The organism is uncultured Sphingomonas sp. (assembly GCF_913774285.1).
Classification (GTDB): domain Bacteria; phylum Pseudomonadota; class Alphaproteobacteria; order Sphingomonadales; family Sphingomonadaceae; genus Sphingomonas.
On record NZ_CAJYHX010000006.1, the window covers coordinates 231,373 to 252,256 of the forward strand.

Consider the following 20,884-nt stretch of genomic DNA (forward strand, 5'->3'; position numbering starts at 1 on the left):
CAATGCTGTTCACCACCCTGCTCCTCTCGCTGCGCGAAATCCGCCGCCACATCCTGCGCTCGTTCCTGACAACGCTCGGCATCATCATCGGCGTCGCGGCGGTGATCACGATGGTGACGCTGGGCAACGGCGTTTCCGCCTCGGTGCAGGCGTCGATCAGCTCGCTCGGCAACAACACGCTCACCGTCTTCCCCAGCGGCGGTCGACGCGGCGGCGGCAACGCCCCGCCCCAGTTCGAGAATGGCGACATCCAGGCAATCCGCCAGCAGGTGAGCGGCGTCAGCGCGGTCGCACCGCAGGCTTCCGCCTCGGCGCTGGCGGTGCGCAACGCGCAGAACTGGAACGCGTCGGTCACCGGCACCAGCAACGACTATTTCGCTGCGCAGAATCTGGAATTCGCCGCCGGCCGGCGCTTCACCGAGGCAGAGCAGAGCGCCGGCAAGTCGGTGTGCGTGATCGGCGATACCATCCGCGCCAATCTGTTCGCCAATGACGATCCGGTCGGCGAACGCTTCCGCCTCGGCACGGTGAGCTGCGAAGTGGTGGGCGTGCTCAAGAAGCGCGACAATGCCGGCTTCACCGATCCCAACTCCACCGTGGTGCTGCCGCTCAAGACGGTGCAGCGCCGTTTGGTCGGCAACCAGAACGTGCTCGCGATCCAGATTGCGGTGGCGCCGGGCTATGACACCGCAGGCGTCAAGCAGTCGATCGTCGGTCTGCTGCGCGAGCGCCGCCACCTCACCCCCGATCAGCCCGACAATTTCGACATCTTCGACAGCGCCGAATTCGCCTCGACGGTGAGCAACCAGATGCAGCAGATGACGCTGTTCGTCGCCGCGATCGCCGCGGTGAGCCTGCTCGTCGGCGGCATCGGTATCATGAACATCATGCTGGTGTCGGTGACCGAGCGGACCCGCGAGATCGGCATCCGTCTCGCCATCGGCGCGCTGGGCAAGGAAGTGCTGCTGCAGTTCCTGGTCGAGGCGGTGGCCCTGTCGTGCCTGGGCGGGCTGATCGGCGTCGGGCTCGCCTTCTTCGCCTCCTGGGGCCTGGCCAAGCTGGCCGACCTGCCCTTCACCTTCGACCTGTCGATCAACCTGATCAGCTTCGCGATCTCGGCGCTGATCGGCATCGTGTTCGGCTTCTTCCCGGCGCGGCGCGCCGCCGCACTCAATCCGATCGACGCCTTGCGGCACGAATAGCCGCCGCCGCCTCGCGCCCGCGGAGCGCCTCCAGGTCCTCGCGGGTGTCGATGTCGACCAGTTCCTCGGGCCGGGTGATGACATGGTGGCCGCGCAGGATCAGCGTCCGCGCCCCGGCATCGCCCTCCAGGCTGCACAGCTCGGCGAAATGGTCGCGGCCGATCAGCGCCGGGGGCATCGGCTGGACGCCGTCGCTGGAGGCGACCAGGGTCGCGCCATTGTCCGAAGCCTCGAACAGCCGGTAGCAATGCGTCACGGTGACACGCGGCATGTCCGCCAGCGCGATCAGCACCGCTTGCGCCCCCGCCTGCTCGGCCGCCTGCACGCCGTAGCGCACCGACCGCGCCTGGCCCTGCGACGGATCGGGGTTCTCCACCACCTGGAACCCGCGTTCGGCAAAATCGAGCGTGGTATCCGACACCACTGCAATCCTGGCGAGGAAGGGGATATTTTCCAGCGCCGTCACGACATGAAACGCGAGGGGATGGCCGAGATATTCCTCGGTCAGCTTGTCACCGTCGGTGAACCGTTCGGACTTGCCCGCGGCGAGCAGGACGAGCGCGGTCTTTTCAGGAGTCAGCATGAAAGGTCTTCACCATGGCGGCGGCGATGGAAAGGGCGATCTCGGACGGACCGATCGCGCCGATCGAAAGCCCCGCCGGCCCCTCGATCCGCGCGAGATCCTGGGCTGAGACGCCCGCCGCGCCAAGTCGTTCCAGCCGTGCCGCGTGGCTGCGCCGCGAACCGAGCGCCGCGACATAGCCGGTGGGGTGGGCCAGCGCCGCGACCAGCGCGGCATCGTCGATCTTGGGATCGTGGCTCAGCGTCACCACCGCCGTCGCCGGATCGGGCTTGAGCGCGGTCACCGCCTCGTCGGGCCAGCGATCGTCGAGCGTCACGCCGGGGAAGCGCTCCTCGGTGAGGAAGCGTCCGCGCGGATCGATCACCGTCGTCGCGATGCCCAGCTCGCGCGCCAGCCCCGCCAGCGCCTGCGCGATCTGCACCGCGCCCACGATCAGCAGCCGCCGCGGCGGATCGTAGCGGTTGACGAACCCCTCCGCTCGAATTGCGCTCCGCCCGGTGGCAAGGTCGGTGCCGATCTCGATCGCACGACCTTCGGCGCGCGCCGCGCGGATCGCATCGAACAGTTCGGGCGGGAAGCCTTGTGCCGAAACCGGCTGGACCAACACGGCGATCTGCCCACCGCAGGGCAGCCCGACTTCCCAGGCCGCGGCATCGGCGACACCATAGTCCTTCACCACCGCGGGCGCGCCGGCGATAACATCGGTAGCGGTCTGCAGGATATCGGTTTCGACGCAGCCGCCGGAAACGGAGCCTTCGAATCGCCCGTCCTCATGGACCAGCAAATGGCTGCCGCGCGGGCGCGGGGCCGAGCCCCAGGTGGTCACCACCGTAGCCAGCGCCATCCTCGCCCCGCGCCAGGCCTCGGCCGCTGCCAGCACGCTGTCGTTGTCGGCCACTTGTCTCGCTCCCGTCACATCCGCTGCCTAACCGCCTAGACGAAGGAGAGTTTCGTGACGAGACTGATGTTATTGGCCATGGCGCTGGTGGCGCCCGCCCTCGCTTTCGGACAAGGTCATCCCATGCAGAAGCCCATGCCCCGCATCGTCGTGATCGCCCATCGCGGCGCCAGCGGCGAGCGGCCCGAGCACACCTTGCTCTCCTACCAGCGCGCGATCGACCTCGGCGCCGATTTCATCGAACCCGATCTCGTCCCCACCAAGGACGGCGAACTGGTCGCCCGGCACGAGAACGCCATCACCGACACGACCGACGTAGCGGCGCATCCCGAGTTCGCCGATCGCAAGACCACCAAGACAATCGATGGCCAGACTCTCACCGGCTGGTTCACCGAGGATTTTACCCTGGCCGAGCTCAAGACGCTACGCGCCAAGGAACGCCTCCCCAAGATGCGCCCTGGCAACGTGGCCTATGATGGACAGGCCACCATCCCGACGCTCGACGAGATCATCGCGCTCGCCAAGAAGGAATCGGCGCGGCTGCACCGCACGATCGGCATCTATCCCGAGACCAAGCACCCGAGCTATTTCGCCTCGATCGGCCTGCCGCTGGAGGCTAGGCTGGTCGCCAAGCTCAAGGCCGCCGGCTGGGACCGCGCCGATGCGCCGGTGTTCATCCAGTCGTTCGAGGTGAACAACCTCAAGCAGCTCCACACCATGACCAAGGTGCCGCTGATCCAGTTGATGGCCGGCAGCCAGGGTCCAGCCGACCACGCCTATGCCAGCTACAAGGAAATGGCGACGCCGGAGGGGCTCAAGGCCATCGCGCACTACGCCGCCGGTATCGGCCCCGAGTTGACCCAGATCCTCGCCACCGACGGCACCCCCTCGACACTGGTCGCCGATGCCCATGCCGCGGGCCTGAAGCTGCATCCCTGGACGTTCCGCGCCGAGAATTTCTTCCTGATGCCCGCCTATCGGGTCGGCACCGATCCCGCCGGGCATGGGCAGCTCGAAGCGGAGATCACCGCCTTCCTCAAGGCCGGGATCGACGGCTTCTTTACCGATTTTCCTTCCATCGGCGTGCCCGCTCGGGATAGCTTCCTGAAAACCCGCGACAAGTAAGGCTTACCCGATGCGCATCCTCCCCGTTTTGCTTATGCTGCCGCTGCTCGCGGGGGGATGCGTGGTGAAGACCGCCGCAAACGTGGTGACGCTGCCGGTACGGGCCGGCGCCAAGGCCGTCGACTGGACGACCACGAGCCAGGAAGAAGCCGATCGCAACCGCGGGCGTGAGATGCGCAAGCGCGAGAAGGAATGCCGCAAGCATCCCGAGCGCTGCCAGAATCAGCAGCGCTAAGCGTCGTTGGCCTCAGTCCAGCGTGCCGACCGCGGCCTCGACCAGCGCCGCCATGCGCTGCTGATCCGCCCGTGACGGGTGGAAGTTGCAGGCGGTAAGCGCCAGCGTTGGCACTTCCACCGCCTTGACCTTGGTCTCCGCAGCCACCGCACGCACGTCGCCGATGAAATTGGCCGCGCCCATCAGCAGGAACCGCGCGCCGGGGTTCGCCTGCTGCAGGTGGCGTACGAAAGCGACGTACTTCGCCCGATAGTCGGCCCGCAGCGCCGCCTCGTCCTTCCATGCTTCGCCCGCATGCACCGGAGTCGAGAAATCATTGGTGCCGAGGTTGATGACGATCAGCTGCGGCTTCCAGTCGTCGGCGGCGGCAGGTGTCGGCGCGCCGGGGATCGCGCGGGGATAGAGCACCGGCAGCGTCTCGCCGGGATTGCCCCCGGCATAGTTGCGCACCACCCCGCGCCCGGAGAAGGCGATCACGCGATAATCGGCGCCCCATTTCTTCGCGACCAGCGGGCCGAAGGCGAGAGACGTGTTGGTCGTGTCGTGCACCGCCTCGGGCGTGCAGGTGCGGCTGTCCGAGGTGTCGCCATAGCCAACGCTGTGCGAGTCGCCGATGAACTCCACTCGACGCGCGCGGGCAATCGGGGACAGCGCCATGCCGTTCGTCGTGATGCCGACCATGCGACTATAGCCGCTCTGAGTCTCGGTCAGCTTCTCGACGCGGATGACGTGGTCGCCATCCGCCAAGCCGTCGAAGCGGCGCTCGACACGGCCCGGCTTTTTCAGCACGGCACGCTCGACGCCGTCGATCAGGATGGCGAGATGATCGGTGCCGGCCTCGACCGAGACCGTCACCGCGGTACCCTTGAACCGCCCTTCGAAGTAAACGCCCGGCCAGCCGAAACGGCCATCTTCGGTCACCCGTCCGCCGGCATGCAGCGGCACGGGGGTTTCGGCGGGCGCGAGCATCAGCGCGGCGGCAAGGGCTAGGCGAAGCATGCGCCCCGCCTAGCAAGCTGCATCGGTCGCGTCAGCCCCAGAGACGCTCGCGATAGGCCTCGAAACAGCGCGCGCCGCAGCGCAGCCGGATCAGCGCCCCTTCGGCCATTGCGGTCGCGCGGCGCGGATCCTCTTCCACGGCCGGACGGATCGCCTCGCGGTTCCAGTCCTCGCTGTGCTTGATGTCGAGCACCGCGTGCAGGGTGAAGTAGCGCGCTTCCTTGGGGCTGAGCCCGACGCGCTTCAGCCCCTCGGCGGTGGCCGCCGAGCGCCCCGGCGCGGTCAGCTCGATCACGCCCAGCGCGCCCACCGAATGCCAGGCATAGCGCCGGCTGCTCGCCATCGCGGTCATCGCATTGGCGAGGCACAGGCTCTCCCACACAGTGTTCTCGATCACCGGCGTCACCGCCAGCGTCTCGACCAGCGCGTCGAGCATCGGGCCGTGCATGCCCTTCTCGGTGCCATGGCCCATCTCGTCCCAGTAATTGCGGGCGAGTTCGAGCTTGGGCCGGGTCGGCAGCTTGACCTGGGTCATCGCCACGAGGTCGTCGAACCCCGCCTCGCCGGCGGCTTCCTGCTCGAAAAACCATCGAAGCTGGTCCCGGTCGGCATGCTCGGCGAGCCATGGGAAAAGCGGATCGCCCTGCCCGGGCCCGGTCGCCTTCAGCCCCTCGAACCAATCGATGAAGCCGTCGACGTCGGTCGGTGCCGCCGCGGCCTCGTCGGCTACCTCGGCACGCAGCTCCTCGAGGAACGCACCCTGCAGCCGCTCCATGCGCACATCGCGCTCGAACAGGCGCTGCCAGTCGTCGGACGGAAACCCTGGTTCGAGCCGCTCGCGGTTCCAGTGGGCAAGGCCCCGCTGGAAACTGTCGGTCAAGAACTGCGAACGAATGCGTGGCGCGAAATCGCGCGCTAGCGTTGCCATGGGAAAACTCTCTCCTGCTTGGCCGCCTAAACCCCTCGGCGCTTGGGGGAGTTCCGGTCGATTCAACCAGATCAACCACTTGGCAGTCGTCGAACTGTCATGAGGAGTGCGGAAGGCGCACAAAAGGAACGCGTTGCCACGGCCGACGCATGCGCCGGGTGCATCCACCCAACCCAAGTAGGTAATTGCAACAATTGCACGCTGCTCGGTACGTCTGCATCGCCGCCAATGATGCAGCCCTTGAGAGGATTCATGAGCCGAATTGCGCACCCGGGACTGGCCGCCAAGGTCACCACCGCCGAACACGCCGCCTCGTTCATCGCCGACGGGATGACCGTCGGGATGAGCGGGTTCACCGGCTCCGGCTATCCCAAGGCGGTGCCGATCGCGCTCGCCGCGCAGATCGAGGCGGAGCACGCCGCCGGCAAGCCGATGCGGCTCAAGGTATGGACCGGCGCCTCGACCGGCCCGGAGCTCGACGGCGCGCTCGCCCGCGTCGACGGCATCGCCGCCCGGCTACCCTATAATTCCGATCCCATCGCCCGCGAGAAGATCAACGCCGGCGAGATGGACTATGTCGACCTGCACCTCAGCCAGGTCGCGCCGCTCGCCTGGGAGGGGTTTCTGGGCCAGCTCGACGTGGCGGTGATCGAAGTCGCCGGCATCCGCGAGGACGGGTCGCTGATCCCCTCCACCTCGGTGGGCAACAACAAGACTTGGCTCGACGTCGCCAAGCGCGTGATCCTGGAGGTCAACAGCTGGCAGAACCCGGCACTGGAGGGGATGCACGACATCTATTACGGCACCGCGCTGCCGCCCAACCGCGTACCGATCCCGCTCACCGCGCCCGACCAGCGCATCGGCCAGCCCACCCTGCGATGCGATCCGCACAAGGTGATCGCGGTGGTCGAGACCAACGCACCCGACCGCAACCTGCCCTTCGCCGCGCCGGACGCCAGCGCGCTCGCCATTGCCCAGCACCTGATCGAGTTCTTCCGCCACGAAGTCGGCAAGGGCCGCCTGCCGCCGTCGCTGCTGCCGCTGCAATCGGGCGTGGGCAACATCGCCAATGCGGTGCTCGCAGGTCTCCTGACCGCGCCGTTCGAGAACCTCACCGCCTATACCGAGGTGCTGCAGGACGGGATGCTCGACCTGCTGGCGGCGGGCAAGCTGCGCATGGCGAGCTGCACCGCCTTCTCGCTGAGTCCCGGCGCGGCCGAGCGGCTCAACCAGGATCTCGACCGGTTCCGCGACCGGATCCTGCTGCGTTCGCAGGAGATCAGCAACCACCCCGAAGTGGTCCGTCGCCTCGGCTGCCTGGCGATGAACGGGATGATCGAGGCGGACCTGTACGGCAACGTCAATTCCACCCACGTCATGGGCTCGCGCATCCAGAACGGCATCGGCGGATCGGGCGATTTCGCGCGCAACGCCTATATCTCGATCTTCATGTCGCCCTCCACCGCCAAGGGCGGGGCGATCTCGTCGATCGTGCCGCACGTCAGCCATGTCGATCACATCGCGCAGGACGTGCAGATCGTGGTGACCGAGCAGGGCCTGGCCGATCTGCGCGGGCTAGCGCCCCGCAAGCGCGCCGAGCAGGTGATCGAGCGCTGCGCGCATCCAACCTACAAGCCGATGCTGCGCGATTATTATGAGCGCGCGCTGGCGGGAAGCTATGGCAAGCAGACGCCGATGCTGCCGGGCGAAGCCCTCGCCTGGCACCAGCGTTTCATCGATACGGGATCGATGCTGTAATACTACCTAGCGACGCTTCCACGAGAGGAGCGGCGGAGCGACCACCCCTATAATGTTTCTGAGCCGCGGCGCGCATGCCGCGGCCGGGAACAGGATCCGTGGACGCCAACCCGCCCGACGCCAGGACATATGATCCGCTCGAACGCTCGATGCAGCGGCGGGTGATCGCGGCGTCTGCCGCGGTGATGGTGATGGTCGTCGCCCACCTGTTGCATCCGCTCTCGCATGACCGTGACATCCAGCTTGTCGACGCGGTCCTCGAGTTCGGCAGCGCCGCACTTGCGCTGTTCCTGCTGCTGGTCGGCGGCCCGGAGACGCTGCGCGTCCTCCGCGATCGCCGCCAGGATGCCGAACGTGCCCATGCCGAGCGCAAGCAGATCAACCACCTGTTCCGCATGACCGAGATGCTGCAGAGCGCCAACGGCTATGCCGATGCCAATGCGGTGCTGGGGGCGACGATCGACTCGCTGCTCGCCGGCTTCGGCGGTGCGCTCTACGTGTTCAACAATTCACGCGACCGGCTGGAGCTGTCCGCCAGCTGGCATTGGCCGGAGGCGGATACCCTGCGGCAGATGCTCACGCCGTCGCAGTGCTGGGCGCTCAAGCGCGGCAAGCCGCACCTCAACGCCGAGACGCGCGGGGCGCTGCGCTGCGAACACCATCTCGGTTGCGCCACCGTGCTCGAACTGCCGATGACCGCGCATGGCGAGATCCAGGGCATGCTCAAGGTCGCGACCACCCTGCCCGACGCTGCCGCGCAGCTGGCGCGGATCCAGCCGCTCGCCACCGCGATCGCCGATGCGATGTCGCTCGCCGTCTCCAACATCGCGCTGCGAGAGAAGCTGCGCACCCAGGCGCTGCGCGATCCACTTACCGGGCTCTACAACCGCCGCTACATGGAGGATGCGCTCGCCCGCCACGCCAGCCTGGCGGAGCGCACCGGCGCGCACCTCTCCGCGATCATGATCGATCTCGATCACTTCAAGAAGCTCAACGACGAATTCGGCCATGCGCTGGGCGATTCGGTGCTGCGCGAGACCGCGGCGCAGATCATGGGGGCGCTGCGCACCTCGGACGTCGCCTGCCGCTATGGCGGCGAGGAGCTGCTGGTGATCCTGCCCGAATGCGGGTTGAGCGAAGCGGTCGCGAAGGCCGAGATCCTCCGCGAGCGGATCGAGGCGCTGTCCGCCACCCATGATGCGAAGATCTCGGCCTCGTTCGGGGTCGCCGCAATTCCCGAGAGCACCCGCTCGGTCGCCGATCTGCTCGGCATGGCCGATGCCGCACTCTACCAGGCGAAGGAGGGCGGGCGAAATCGCGTGGTAGCTGCCCCCAGTCGCGAACCGCCGATGCTGCCCCTCGCCGCGGAGTGAACCGGGCGGGCTTCCGTCCTCAGCTTCGCTCGGTTAAGCCTTAGGAATGCAGGGGACATTTCAGCGCGCCGCGCTCGCACTCGCCGCCACGTCGCTTCTGGCAGCGCCGCTCGCCGCCCAGACCGGCTATGAGCATGCCGATCCGCTGGTCGGCACCGGCGGCGAGGGTCACACCTTCCCCGGCGCGGTCGCACCCTTCGGCATGGTGCAGCTGAGCCCCGATACCGATACCAGCTGCGCGATCCGCGAATGCTACGGCCATGCCGCGGGCTATCGGCACGGCGATCCGACCATCCAGGGCTTCTCGCTGACCCACTTCTCGGGCGCTGGTCATTCGGACCTGGGCGACTTCCTGATCGCACCGGTGGCGGGCGACACCGTGCCGCTGGAGCCGGGCGACCCGAAGAAGCCGGGCTCGGGCTATCGCTCGCGCTTCACCCATGCCGAGGAAGTGGCGCGGCCGGGCTATTATGCGGTAATGCTGCAGGACCAGGGCATCCGCGCCGAGATGACCGCAGGCACGCGCGTCGCGGTCGAGCGCTACGCCTTCCCGGCTGGCAAGGCAGCGCATCTCGTGCTCGATCTGCGCAGTTCGCTGTACAATTATCCGGGCAAGATCCTCTGGTCGTCGGTGCGCGTGCGCCCGGACGGGACGATCACCGGCGCCCGCGAGACGCGCGGCTGGGCGCCCGCGCGGAAGCTGTTCTTCGCGATCCGCCCGTCGACACCGCTGAAGACCCATGCGTTCGTCGATACCGAAGGCAAGGTGCCCTATCGCGGCTTCCAGGGGCCCGGGCGTGGCGACGATGGCGTCGCCCAGCTGCAGGGGCGCTCGATCGTCGCGCGGCTCGATTTCGGGGTGCTCGATCGGCCACTGGAACTCCGCGTCGCGCTGTCGAGCGTCGACGAGGATGCCGCGATCGCCAACCTCGCTACCGAAGCCGGCGACTTCGACGCCGTCCACGCCCGCACCACGGCCGCGTGGAAACAGGCGCTCGGCGCGATCGAGGCGCGGGGCAGCGACACCGCGCTGCGCAACTTCTACTCCGCCTTCTACCACACGCTGATGGCGCCCAGCGTCTTCTCCGACGCCGACGGCCGCTATCGCGGGCCCGACGACCAGGTCCACCAGGCCAAGGGCTTCACCTTCCACTCGACCTTCTCGCTCTGGGATACCTTCCGCGTCGAGCATCCGCTGCTGCTGCTCGTCCAGCCCGAGGCGCGCAACCGCGACATCATCCGCTCGCTGATCGCCAGCCAGCAGGAGAGCCCCTTCGGCATCCTCCCGGTCTGGCAGTTCCAGGGCCGCGAGACCTGGACGATGATCGGCTACCATGCCGTCCCGGTCATCGCCGACGCCTACCTCAAGGGCCTCCGCGGATTCGACGGCAAGGCCGCGCTCGACGCGATGGTCGCGAGCGCCACCTACGGCCCCTATGGCGGCCTCGACTGGTACCAGAAGCTGGGCTTCGTGCCGATCGACAAGGAGCCCGAAGCCGCCTCCAAGACCGTCGAATATGCCTATGACGACTGGACCATCGCCCGCATGGCGCGCGCCATGGGCCGCGAGGATCTCGCCGCCACGTTCGAGAAGCGCGCGGGCAACTGGCGCAACAGCTTCGACGTGAAGACCGGCTTCCTGCGCGCCCGCAAGAGCGACGGGGCGTACCGCGAACCCTTCGATCCCACCGCGATCAACTATGGCTCGGACTATACCGAGGGCAATGCCTGGCAATATTCGTGGTTCGTGCCCCAGGACCAGGCCGGGCTGTTCCGCCTGATGGGCGGCGATGCGGCGGTGGTGCGCAAGCTCGACGCGATGTTCGACTTCGACAATTCGAAGATCGACTACAGCCATGCCGAGGATATCGCCGGGCTGATCGGCCAGTACATCCATGGCAACGAGCCGAGCCACCATGTCGCCTATCTGTACAGCTATGCCGGCCAGCCCTGGCGGACGCAGGAACGGCTGAAGCAGATCGTCGAGAGCCAGTACAAGCCGACGCCGGATGGGCTCGCCGGCAATGACGATCTCGGCCAGATGTCGGCGTGGCTGGTGTTCACGATGCTAGGGTTCTACCCGGTCGCGCCGGGCTCCAACCAATATGTGCTGGGGCGGCCGTTCCTGGAGCAGGCGACGCTGACGCTGCCGAACGGCAAGCGCTTCACCGTGAGCGCGCCGGGGCTGTCGGAGGCGAATCGCTATGTCGGCAGCGCGACGCTGAACGGCCGCAAGCTCGACCGACAATATGTGACGCACGAAGAGCTGATGCGCGGCGGCGAGCTGCGCTTCGTCATGCAGGCGACGCCGAACCGGGCAGTGGTGCCGGTGGCGGCGCGGCCGTTTTCGATGTCGGCCCCTGCCCCACGCTGATGCTGCGGTTGTAAAGCGAGCTCTTCCCAGCAGCTGTCATCCCGGCGAAAGCCGGGATCCATTCGCCCCTCGGTCGCGGCAAGAGCCTAGACGCAGCGCCAATGGATCCCGGCTTTCGCCTGGATGACAACCTATAGGGTACAGTCCTGCACTTTCCGCTCGTACGGAACGGTTCAGCCGTCGCCGACGCGCTCGATATCCGCGCCGACGGCCTGCAGCTTCTCTTCCAGCCGCTCATAGCCGCGGTCGAGATGGTAGACCCGGTTGACCTGCGTCTCGCCTTCCGCCGCCAGGCCGGCGAGGATCAGGCTCATCGAGGCGCGCAGGTCGGTCGCCATCACCGGCGCGCCGGTCAGCTTTTTCACCCCGCGCACAATCGCGGTGCGGCCATGCACCTCAATGTCCGCCCCCATGCGGGCCAGCTCGGGCACGTGCATGTAGCGATTTTCGAAGATCGTCTCGGTGAGCGTGCTCGCCCCATCCGCCTTGCACAGCATCGCCATGAACTGCGCCTGCATGTCGGTGGCGAAGCCCGGGAAGGGCGCGGTGTTGAGCGTCAGCGGATGGATGCCGTTCTCGGCGGCGATGCGCACGCCGTTCGGGGTTTCCTCCACCGTGATGCCGGCCTCGACCAGCGCATCCAACGTCGCGCGCATGTCCTCGGCCGAGGCGCCGACCAGCTCGACATCGCCGCCGGTGATCGCCGCCGCGCAGGCATAGCTGCCCGCCTCGATGCGATCGGGCATCACTGCATAGGTGGCGCCGTGCAGCCGGTCACGGCCGTCGATCTCCAGCGTCTCGGTGCCGATGCCGCGGATCACCGCGCCCATCGCGACGAGCAGGTTGCACAGGTCGACGATCTCGGGCTCGCGCGCCGCATTCTCGAGCACGGTGGTGCCGCGCGCGGTCGCGGCCGCCATCAGCGCGTTCTCGGTCGCGCCGACCGAGACCACCGGGAAGCGGAAGCGTCCGCCCGCGATGCGGCCGCCGGGCGCGGTCGCCTTCACATAGCCAGCGCTGATCTCGATCTCGGCGCCCATCGCCTCCAGCGCCTTGAGGTGCAGGTCGATCGGGCGGTTGCCGATCGCGCAGCCGCCGGGCAGCGACACCGTTGCCTCGCCTTCGCGCGCGAGCAGCGGGCCCAGCACCAGGATCGAGGCGCGCATCTTGCGCACAATGTCATAGGGCGCGACCGTCGAGGTCAACCGGCTGGCGCGTACGGACAGCACCCGGCCGAATTCGTTCGGGCGCGTGCCCTCTACCGAGGTGGAGGCGCCGAGCTCATTCAGTAGATGTCCGAAGCTGTCGACATCTGCAAGCCGTGGCAGGTTGCGCAGCGTGAGCGGCTCGTCGGTGAGCAGCGCACACGGCATCAGGGTAAGGGCGGCGTTCTTCGCCCCGGAAATCGCGATCTTGCCGGCAAGTCGGTTGCCGCCACGGATGAGGATACGGTCCATGGCGAGCTTCTAGCCGCTCTGCGCGCGCGCGCAAGCGGCGGGCTGCTGGACGGGCTTGATCGATTTTAATGCGCTGATTTCGTTGCGCTGCTTTGCAGGGCGAACCGGGGGAAAGTGCAGAGCGTGTCATCCAGTTGTTTTGCCGATGTTTTGAGCGAGTTCATCAACCTCACGCCAAAGGAGCACGAGGCGCTGGATGCGCTCGAGCTGCGCCAGCGCCATGTCCGGCGCGGGGCGATTTTACAACGTGAGAACGAGCCTTGCGGGGAATTGTTCATACTCCGCAAGGGGCTGATGATGAGCTATGTGCTGCTCGACGACGGCAGCCGGCAGATTCTCCGATTCCTGTTCCCGGGCGACATGCTCGGCATCTCCTCGGCGATTTATCACGAAGCGCCGGAGACGCTGTGTGCCCTTTCGGACACGGTGGTCTGCCCGTTCGACCGCGCGACGCTGTCCGGAATCATGCAGGAACACCCCCGGCTGGCGGCGATGATCCTCGTCTACAGCCAGATCGAGCGGGTCGCGCTCACCGATCGGTTGGCCGCACTGGGGCGGACCAGCGCCAAGGCGCGGGTCGCCGCACTGATGCTCGACCTGCGCAACCGGCTGCGCGCAACCGACAAGTCGATCGACCGCGCATTCCCGCTGGGCCTGACGCAGGAAGAAATCGGGGATGCCACCGGGCTCACCGCAGTGCACGTCAACCGGATGCTGCGGCAACTGGAGGACGAAGGCATGATCGCGCGCGAGGGCGGCCGGGTGACGCTGCTCGATCCCGGTGCGCTCGCGGGGGCGGCGAACTACGTCAATCGCTACGAAGGCCTCGACCTGCGCTGGCTGCCGCCGGCGCGATAAGGCGCGGAAGGCGTCCACTCTCGATCGTCATTCCCGCGAAGGCGGAAATCCATTTTTGCCGGGATGCCGTGGGCAGGAACCGGACCTTCAGCGCCAATGGATTCTCGCATCCGCGGGGATGACGACGTTGCATTGGAACAATGCCGGCATCACGCGCCGAAGCGCCGCGAAGCCGCTTACGCCTTTTCCAGCGTGCACTGCAGCGGGTGCTGGTTCTGCCGGGCGAAGTCGATCACCTGCGAAACCTTGGTCTCGGCCACTTCGTAGCTGAACACGCCGCAAACGCCCACACCGCGCTGGTGGACGTGGAGCATCACCTGGGTCGCTTCCTCGATATTCATCCGGAAGAAACGCTGCAGCACCAGCACGACGAACTCCATCGGCGTGTAATCGTCGTTGAGCATCAGCACCCGATAGGGCGTCGGCTTCTTGGTGCGGGTGCGGGTGCGCGTGGCGATGCCGACGGCATTGTCATTGCCGCGATCGTCCTGGTCGCCGTCCTCAGCCATCCGGATCTGTGTTGTACGAAGCTCGACCATAGGCGTCGCAAAATATGTCGCACTGCCGCCAAGGGCAAGGCATCCCGAGGACGCGGCGGCATTTTGTCGGCACGAAAAAGGGGCAATCGCCGCAGCGATCGCCCCCCATTCGTAGCAATCCGGATCGGCAAGGCCGATCAGGCGGTGGTCTTCACCTTCTCGACGGCGACCGCGAAGCGGTTCGAGATCGGCTGCGCGGCGTCGCCGGCCAGCTTGATCATCGCTTCGGTGTGCTTCGAGGCTTCGGCGACGTACGAGTCGAACGCGCTGCGCATGTAATCGCTCTGCAGCTTGAAGAAGTCGGTCGGCGACTTGACCGAGGCCAGGTTCTTCATCGCGGCAGTCGCGCTCTCGAACGAGCGGCGGCTGTAATCGGCAGCTTCCTGGCCCAGGGTCTCGAAGCCCTTGGCGGCGATGCGGCCCGACTCGACCAGCGCCTCGATGTTGCCCTTGGCGAACTCGTTGGCTTCTTCGACCAGCTTGGTCGACTTCTCGACGGCGGCCTTGGCGCGCTCGTTCATGTCGGCGAAAGCGGTATGGGCCTGGGTCGTCGCGTTCTCGTAGGTGGTAGCCATGATCGAAATTTCCTTCGCGGTGCTGGTGGTGACCGCCGGCGCGACGGTCTCTGCGGCTTCGATCACCGGTTCGGCGACGGCCTTGGCCGTTTCCGCGGGGGCGGCGATCGTCTCTTCAACGTGGGTCTTCACTTCCTGCGGTGCAGCGGTTTCAACCGGCGCCGGTACCAGAGCCGCGGCCGGGACGATCGTCTCGGCAAGCGGGGGTACGGGCGGCGGCGTCACCGCGGCAGCATCGGCCAGTATCGCGGGCTTTGGTGCGCCGCGTGCCGCCGTTTTCGCGGCGGGTTTGGCCGTCGTCTTGGGTCCCTTGCTGGCCATGTGACTAGCTTCCCTGCCTATTGCTGCACCGCAGCATATAGCGACGTGGTGTCAGATTTGCAAGGCGTCATTGTGCACTGCACAAAATGTAACAAATTGCTCAGTTAGAGAACAATTTGTCAGCGCATTTTAACATAATCACCCGGCGCTTCCGCAACCGCACAAAGGTTTCCACCCCCCGGGATCCGTGCACCGCTCGCCGCGACTTTGGCACCGTTCACCGCGCGGAGCCAATCCAGCCAGTCCGGCCACCAACTTCCCGCATGTTCCATCGCATTTTCGAGGAAGGTTTCCAACGACTCGGCAGGACCTTGATTGGTCCAATATTGGTACTTTTTAGCAGATGGAGGGTTTATTACACCTGCGATATGGCCCGAGCCGGCGAGCACAAACTTGTGCGGACCGCGAAAATGCTCGGTCAACTTCCAAACACTTCTGGCGGGCGCGATATGATCTTCGCGGCCGGCCTGAATGTAGCTGGGCGTCGTCACCCTGGAGAGGTCGATCGGGGTGCCGCCGATGTGCAGCGCGCCGGGGGCGATCAGCTTGTTGTCGCGGTAGAGGTCGGTCAGGTAGCTGAGGTGCCAGGTCGCCGGCAGGTTGGTGACGTCCGAGTTCCAGTGGAGCAGGTCGAAGGGGGCGTATTCCTGCCCCATCAGATAGTTGTTGGTGACGTAGTTCCAAATCAGGTCGCGCCCGCGCAGCAGGTTGAAGGTCGCCGCCATGTAGCGTCCGTCCAGGAACCCCTCGGCGCTGAGGCTGCGGATCATCGCCAGCTGGTCGTCGTCGACGAACACGCGCAGGTCGCCTGCCTCGGTGAAGTCGACCTGGGCGGTGAAGAAGGTGGCGCTCGCCACCTTCGCCGCCTGGTCGCGCGCCGCGAGCACTGCCAGCGTCGCCGCCAGCGTGGTGCCGGCGACGCAATAGCCGATGGTGTGGACGCTCTCGACGCCGAGCAGGTCGCGCACCGTGTCGATCGCGTCGATCTGGCCACGCTCGACATAATCGTCCCACACCACGTCCTTCATCGTGGCATCGGCCGAGCGCCAGGAGACGACGAACACGGTGATCCCCTGCTCCACCGCCCAGCGGATGAAGCTCTTCTCGGGCGTCAGGTCGAGGATGTAGAAGCGGTTGATCCAGGGCGGGAAGATGATCAGCGGGGTTTCGAGCACCTCGTCGGTCGTCGGCGAATACTGGATGAGCTCGTAGAGCGGCGTGCGCTTGATCACCTTGCCGGGCGTCATCGCCAGGTTGCGCCCGAGCTCAAACGCGCCCGCGGCGGTCTGCGTCATCTGGCCCTTGGCCATGTCCTGCAGCATGTGCTGCAGCCCCTTGAGCAGGCTCTCGCCCTTGGTCTCGACGATCTTCTCGATCACCTGCGGGTTGGTGGCCGGAAAATTGGTGGGGCTGATCGCATCGATGAAGCCCTGGGTAGCGAAGCGGATCTGGTCCTTCTGCCGATCGTCGACATGCTCCAGCGCCTCGACATTCTTGAGCAGGTGGTCGGCGATGACGAAATAGCTCTGGCGGAGAAAGTCGAAGATCGGCTCCTCGCGCCATTGCGGCGCCTTGAAGCGCTTGTCGCGCGCCTGCTCGGGCGATTCGACGAAGGGCTCGGCGTTGGCGGGATCGAGAAAGCGCTGCCACAGCTGCATCGTGTCCGCCCAGAAATCGGCGCTGGCGCGCATTGCCGGCGTGGGATCGAGCAGCATGCCGAAGGGCGGCGCGGCCGGCACATGCTCCATCAGGTCCAGCCCGTGCTCCAGCATCATCTGCTGCGCCCGGCCGAGCACCCAGGTCCAGTGCTGCAGGTCTTCCAGGCGGGGCAGGGTCGGCGTGAGCGTATCGGGCATTCGATCCTCTCCTTTGCCCCGCCTTAGCGCAGGCAATGCAATGCGTCATTCCCGACTTGGTTATTATGGCGTAGAACGACCGCACGACACAATTTTGTGTCGCATGCCAGAACCCTTGAAAGTCGAGGAAATGTCCGAAGAATTCTACCGCATCAAGCGCTTGCCCCCCTATGTCATCGCCGAAGTGAACGCGATGCGGGCAGCGGCGCGGGCGGGCGGAGAGGACATCATCGATCTCGGCATGGGCAACCCGGACCTGCCGCCGCCCGACCATGTGATCGAGAAGTTGTGCGAAGTGGCGCGCAAGCCCGACGCGCATGGCTATTCGCAGTCCAAGGGCATTCCCGGCCTGCGCCGCGCCCAGGCGAACTATTATGGCCGCCGCTTCGGCGTGGAGCTCGATCCCGAGACCGAAGTCGTCGTGACGATGGGCTCGAAGGAGGGCCTGGCCAGCCTCGCCACCGCGATCACCGCGCCGGGCGACGTGATCCTGGCGCCGAACCCATCCTATCCGATCCACACCTTCGGCTTCATCATCGCGGGCGCGACCATCCGCGCGGTGCCGACGACGCCGGACGAGGCCTATTTCGAGAGCCTGGAGCGGGCGATGCACTTCACCGTGCCGCGCCCCTCGGTGCTGGTCGTCAATTACCCGTCCAATCCGACCGCCGAGACGGTGGACCTGGCCTTTTACGAGCGCCTTGTGGCCTTTGCGAAGAAGCATGAGCTGTGGGTGCTGAGCGACCTCGCTTATTCCGAGCTTTATTATGACGGCAACCCGACGCCTTCGATCCTGCAGGTCAAGGGCGGCAAGGATGTCGCGGTCGAGTTCACCTCGCTGTCCAAGACCTATTCCATGGCGGGCTGGCGGATCGGTTTCGCGGTCGGCAACAAGAAGCTGATCGCCGCGATGACGCGGGTGAAGTCCTATCTCGATTACGGTGCCTTCACCCCGATCCAGGCGGCGGCCTGCGCCGCGCTCAACGGGCCGCAGGATATCGTCGAGAAGAACCGCCAGCTCTATCACAAGCGCCGCGACGTGCTGGTCGAGAGTTTCGGCCGGGCGGGCTGGGATATTCCCTCCCCCAAGGCCTCGATGTTCGCCTGGGCCCCGCTGCCGCCCGCGCTCGCGCATCTGGGCAGCCTGGAATTCTCCAAGCAGCTGCTGACCGAGGCCAAGGTCGCGGTCGCACCGGGTGTCGGCTACGGCGAGAATGGCGAGGGCTTCGTCCGTATCGCCATGGTCGAGAACGAGCAGCGGCTTCGCCAAGCGGCGCGCAACGTGAAGCGTTACCTTCAGTCGATGGGCGTCAACACGCCGGGGGTGACCAAGGCGCTTTGATGCACGCGGTTATCGGGGCGCCATACGGCCGTCCCGATAGCCGGGGTCGCCCGTGGGGCCGCCCAGTCCGATCGGATCAGGCGGCTTCCATCTGTGGCCGCTGGGCGTGGCGGGCCCGCTTGGCGGCATACATCGCTTCGTCCGCCTGCCGGATCAGCCGGTCGAGCCCCTTGTCCGCCGATCCGGTCGCGATGCCGATGCTCAGCGACGGCGGATGGGACGAATCGACGGCGGCGACCACGGCGCGGTCGAACCGCTGGGACAGGGCCTTGTGCAGCGCCTCCGCCTCGGCCTGGGTGGCGGCAGGCAGGACGCAGAGAAACTCGTCGCCGCCGATCCGCACCACCTGGCCTCGCTTGCCCAGTTCGGCCTGGGCCAGATCGACCAGCAGCCGCAGCACCATGTCTCCCGCCGCATGGCCCTGCGTGTCGTTGAGCGACTTGAAGTGATCGATATCGATCAGCAGCAGGGCGACCGGGCCGTGCTGCGCGGTCCGGCTCTGGTCCAGCCCGAACCGGTTGAGCGCGCCGGTCAGGCTGTCGCGACACGCCTGTTCGCGCAGTTCGCGCTGGGTGCGTTCGGACTCGATCAGCAGCAGCGAGAAATGGGTCAGCGTCACCATGATGATCGCGGTGCCGACCGCCCAGTGCGCCATCGCATGGGCCTGCACCTCCCAGGCGGGGACGGTGAAGCCGATCAGGTTCAGCATCATGTTCAGCAGGAAGGCGATCGTCGAAAGGGCAAAGATGACGCCCATGGTCCAGGCGGTCATCAGTCTTTCCCGCCGGGCGATGCCGGTCACCAGCCAGGTGAGCGACAACAGGCATAGGATGCGCGCCATCCCCATCGTCGCCACGGTCCAGCGGACGTCATACGGGTCGAAGAGCAACAGCGCGACCAGCCCCGCCCCGGTGGTGCCGAACAGGATCATCAGGATACGCGGCGGCGTCCGGCCGCTCATGGTCGCGGCGCTGCGGATGCTCAAGGCAAGGCCGATCACCAGGACCAGGTTGAGCAGGCGTTCGACCGCCAGCGTGCTGGAGCCGTCGAAGAGCAGCGTCAGTCCGTTCGCCAGGCCGATCAGGATTTTCGCCAGCCCCCAGTCGCGCACCCATCCTCCGCGATCCTGGCGCGTGAGGCCCGGCGTCAGGTGAAGCGCGCCGATGATGAAGTGGCTGATCGCGGCGATCACCTGGATGGTAAAGACGTCGAGAATCAAGATGGGTGTTCCGTAGCGGGCATGGCACGGCCCTTCGAAAGGGCCTGGACGCGATCTTAACCTATGACATGTTGAGGAAAGGTTGGCGTGACATGGGTCGTCATGGCGGCCGTCATGGTCGCGGACCCTGCGTGAAGGATTGATCCCATGGCCACCCAGCCGCTACGGCGGGGGCAATCCCGCCAACGGGCCACGCGCCTTTACGGGGGCGCCAGAACGGCCGACGGAGTGACATGTGAGTAACGAACTCGAACAAATGCGTGAGCCGCTGCTCGCCGCCATCGCCGATGCGCCCGCACTGGATGCGCTGGAAACGATCCGCGTCGACACGCTGGGCAAGCAGGGCCGCATCACCCAGCTGCTCAAGACGCTCGGCAAGATGAGCCCCGAGGAACGTCAGGTCGAGGGGCCGAAAATCCATTCGCTGCGCGAGGCTGTCACCGAGGCACTCGCCAATCGCAAGGCGGCGCTGGAGCAGGCGGCGCTCGACGCGCGGCTGTCGTCCGAGCGGCTGGACATGACCCTGCCGGTCGACACCGCCAGCTTCGGCACCGTCCACCCGGTCAGCCAGGTCATGGACGAGCTGGCCGAGATCTTCGCCGATCTGGGCTTCGCGGTCGCGACCGGCCCGGAGGTCGAGACCGACTGGCATAACTTCACCGCGCTCAACATTCCCGAGACGCATCCGGCGCGCGCGATGCACGACACCTTCTATCTGGCGGGCGTCGAGGCGGGCGGCGACGAGCGGACCGTGCGGCGTGTGCTGCGCACCCATACTTCGCCGGTGCAGATCCGCACCATGCTCGAGCAAAAGCCGCCGATCCGCATCATCGCGCCGGGTCGTACCTATCGCTCCGATTCGGATGCGACCCACACGCCGATGTTCCATCAGGTCGAGGGGCTGGTGATCTACAAGGGTATCACGCTCGGCCATCTGAAGTGGACGCTGGAGACCTTCCTGAAGGCGTTCTTCGAGCGCGACGACATCGTGCTGCGTCTGCGCCCCAGCTATTTCCCCTTCACCGAACCCTCGGCCGAGGTCGATGTCGGCTACACGATCGAGAAGGGCAAGCGCGTCATCGGGGGTTCTGGCGGCGGCTGGATGGAGGTGCTGGGCTCCGGCATGGTCCATCCCAAGGTCATCGAGGCGTGCGGGCTCGATCCCAATGAGTGGCAGGGCTTCGCCTTTGGCTGCGGCATCGACCGCCTCGCCATGCTGAAATACGGGATGGACGATCTGCG

General features: G+C 66.5%; 18 protein-coding genes. 9 read left to right on the plus strand and 9 right to left on the minus strand.

Going from position 1 to position 20,884, the window contains the following annotated elements:
• The first annotated feature begins 2 nt into the window (after positions 1 to 2).
• Positions 3 to 1,202, plus strand: coding sequence for an ABC transporter permease (locus tag QZ670_RS02895; RefSeq protein WP_294251906.1), 1,200 nt, complete (start codon positions 3 to 5; stop codon positions 1,200 to 1,202).
• Here QZ670_RS02895 and QZ670_RS02900 read toward each other — a convergent pair.
• Positions 1,171 to 1,785, minus strand: a complete 615-nt coding sequence (locus QZ670_RS02900) for a nucleotidyltransferase family protein (protein WP_294251909.1) — start codon at positions 1,783 to 1,785, stop codon at positions 1,171 to 1,173. The two genes, QZ670_RS02895 and QZ670_RS02900, sit on opposite strands and share 32 nt — an antisense overlap.
• Positions 1,772 to 2,683: an XdhC family protein gene (locus QZ670_RS02905; RefSeq protein ID WP_294251912.1), complete on the minus strand. Its 912-nt coding sequence runs from the start codon at positions 2,681 to 2,683 to the stop codon at positions 1,772 to 1,774. The genes QZ670_RS02900 and QZ670_RS02905 overlap by 14 nt, the downstream gene beginning before the upstream one ends.
• A gap of 123 nt (positions 2,684 to 2,806) precedes the next feature.
• Between QZ670_RS02905 and QZ670_RS02910 the strand changes: the two genes are divergently transcribed.
• Complete coding sequence (locus tag QZ670_RS02910) at positions 2,807 to 3,808, plus strand: glycerophosphodiester phosphodiesterase (RefSeq protein ID WP_294251915.1); 1,002 nt, start codon at positions 2,807 to 2,809, stop codon at positions 3,806 to 3,808.
• 10 nt (positions 3,809 to 3,818) lie between these two features.
• On the plus strand, positions 3,819 to 4,043 hold the full coding sequence (locus QZ670_RS02915; RefSeq protein ID WP_294251920.1) for a hypothetical protein: 225 nt from the start codon (positions 3,819 to 3,821) through the stop codon (positions 4,041 to 4,043).
• 12 nt (positions 4,044 to 4,055) lie between these two features.
• Here the strand turns inward: QZ670_RS02915 and QZ670_RS02920 are convergent, their stop codons facing one another.
• Complete coding sequence (locus QZ670_RS02920; RefSeq protein WP_294251923.1) at positions 4,056 to 5,042, minus strand: SGNH/GDSL hydrolase family protein; 987 nt, start codon at positions 5,040 to 5,042, stop codon at positions 4,056 to 4,058.
• Between the two features lie 31 nt (positions 5,043 to 5,073).
• Positions 5,074 to 5,970: an iron-containing redox enzyme family protein gene (locus QZ670_RS02925; protein ID WP_294251926.1), complete on the minus strand. Its 897-nt coding sequence runs from the start codon at positions 5,968 to 5,970 to the stop codon at positions 5,074 to 5,076.
• Between the two features lie 252 nt (positions 5,971 to 6,222).
• Between QZ670_RS02925 and QZ670_RS02930 the strand changes: the two genes are divergently transcribed.
• The 3 genes from QZ670_RS02930 (at position 6,223) to QZ670_RS02940 (ending at position 11,475) form a co-directional block, all read left to right on the plus strand.
• The gene (locus tag QZ670_RS02930; RefSeq protein ID WP_294251929.1) at positions 6,223 to 7,728 is read left to right on the plus strand and encodes an acetyl-CoA hydrolase/transferase family protein; all 1,506 of its coding nucleotides are present in this window, start codon (positions 6,223 to 6,225) and stop codon (positions 7,726 to 7,728) included.
• A gap of 98 nt (positions 7,729 to 7,826) precedes the next feature.
• Positions 7,827 to 9,101, plus strand: a complete 1,275-nt coding sequence (locus tag QZ670_RS02935) for a GGDEF domain-containing protein (RefSeq protein WP_294251932.1) — start codon at positions 7,827 to 7,829, stop codon at positions 9,099 to 9,101.
• Positions 9,102 to 9,147: 46 nt separating this feature from the next.
• Entirely contained in the window at positions 9,148 to 11,475 is a 2,328-nt protein-coding gene (locus QZ670_RS02940) for a GH92 family glycosyl hydrolase (RefSeq protein WP_294251935.1), read from the plus strand.
• Between the two features lie 173 nt (positions 11,476 to 11,648).
• Here the strand turns inward: QZ670_RS02940 and murA are convergent, their stop codons facing one another.
• Positions 11,649 to 12,932: a UDP-N-acetylglucosamine 1-carboxyvinyltransferase gene (murA, locus tag QZ670_RS02945; protein ID WP_294251937.1), complete on the minus strand. Its 1,284-nt coding sequence runs from the start codon at positions 12,930 to 12,932 to the stop codon at positions 11,649 to 11,651.
• 150 nt (positions 12,933 to 13,082) lie between these two features.
• On the opposite strand from murA, the gene QZ670_RS02950 reads away from it, so the two are divergent.
• The gene (locus tag QZ670_RS02950) at positions 13,083 to 13,790 is read left to right on the plus strand and encodes a Crp/Fnr family transcriptional regulator (RefSeq protein WP_294251940.1); all 708 of its coding nucleotides are present in this window, start codon (positions 13,083 to 13,085) and stop codon (positions 13,788 to 13,790) included.
• Between the two features lie 176 nt (positions 13,791 to 13,966).
• On the opposite strand, the gene clpS is transcribed toward QZ670_RS02950, so the two are convergent.
• The 3 genes from clpS to phaC all read right to left on the minus strand — a co-directional run bounded on the left by clpS (position 13,967) and on the right by phaC (position 17,081).
• Entirely contained in the window at positions 13,967 to 14,299 is a 333-nt protein-coding gene (gene clpS, locus QZ670_RS02955) for an ATP-dependent Clp protease adapter ClpS (protein WP_064310916.1), read from the minus strand.
• A 167-nt stretch (positions 14,300 to 14,466) separates the two neighbouring features.
• Positions 14,467 to 15,225 (minus strand): TIGR01841 family phasin, encoded by a 759-nt coding sequence (gene phaP / locus QZ670_RS02960; protein ID WP_294251943.1) that lies wholly within the window; start codon positions 15,223 to 15,225, stop codon positions 14,467 to 14,469.
• Between the two features lie 119 nt (positions 15,226 to 15,344).
• Positions 15,345 to 17,081 carry a class I poly(R)-hydroxyalkanoic acid synthase gene (phaC, locus tag QZ670_RS02965; protein WP_294251946.1) on the minus strand — a complete coding sequence of 579 codons (1,737 nt, stop codon included), beginning with the start codon at positions 17,079 to 17,081 and terminating at the stop codon, positions 15,345 to 15,347.
• Positions 17,082 to 17,211: 130 nt separating this feature from the next.
• Between phaC and QZ670_RS02970 the strand changes: the two genes are divergently transcribed.
• On the plus strand, positions 17,212 to 18,423 hold the full coding sequence (locus QZ670_RS02970) for an LL-diaminopimelate aminotransferase (protein WP_294251949.1): 1,212 nt from the start codon (positions 17,212 to 17,214) through the stop codon (positions 18,421 to 18,423).
• Between the two features lie 76 nt (positions 18,424 to 18,499).
• Here the strand turns inward: QZ670_RS02970 and QZ670_RS02975 are convergent, their stop codons facing one another.
• A complete protein-coding gene (locus QZ670_RS02975) occupies positions 18,500 to 19,642 on the minus strand; it encodes a GGDEF domain-containing protein (RefSeq protein WP_294251952.1) in 1,143 nt (380 codons plus the stop codon).
• A gap of 256 nt (positions 19,643 to 19,898) precedes the next feature.
• Here QZ670_RS02975 and pheS point away from each other — a divergent pair.
• On the plus strand, positions 19,899 to 20,884 hold a 986-nt coding region (gene pheS, locus QZ670_RS02980; RefSeq protein ID WP_294251994.1), incomplete at its 3' end, for a phenylalanine--tRNA ligase subunit alpha.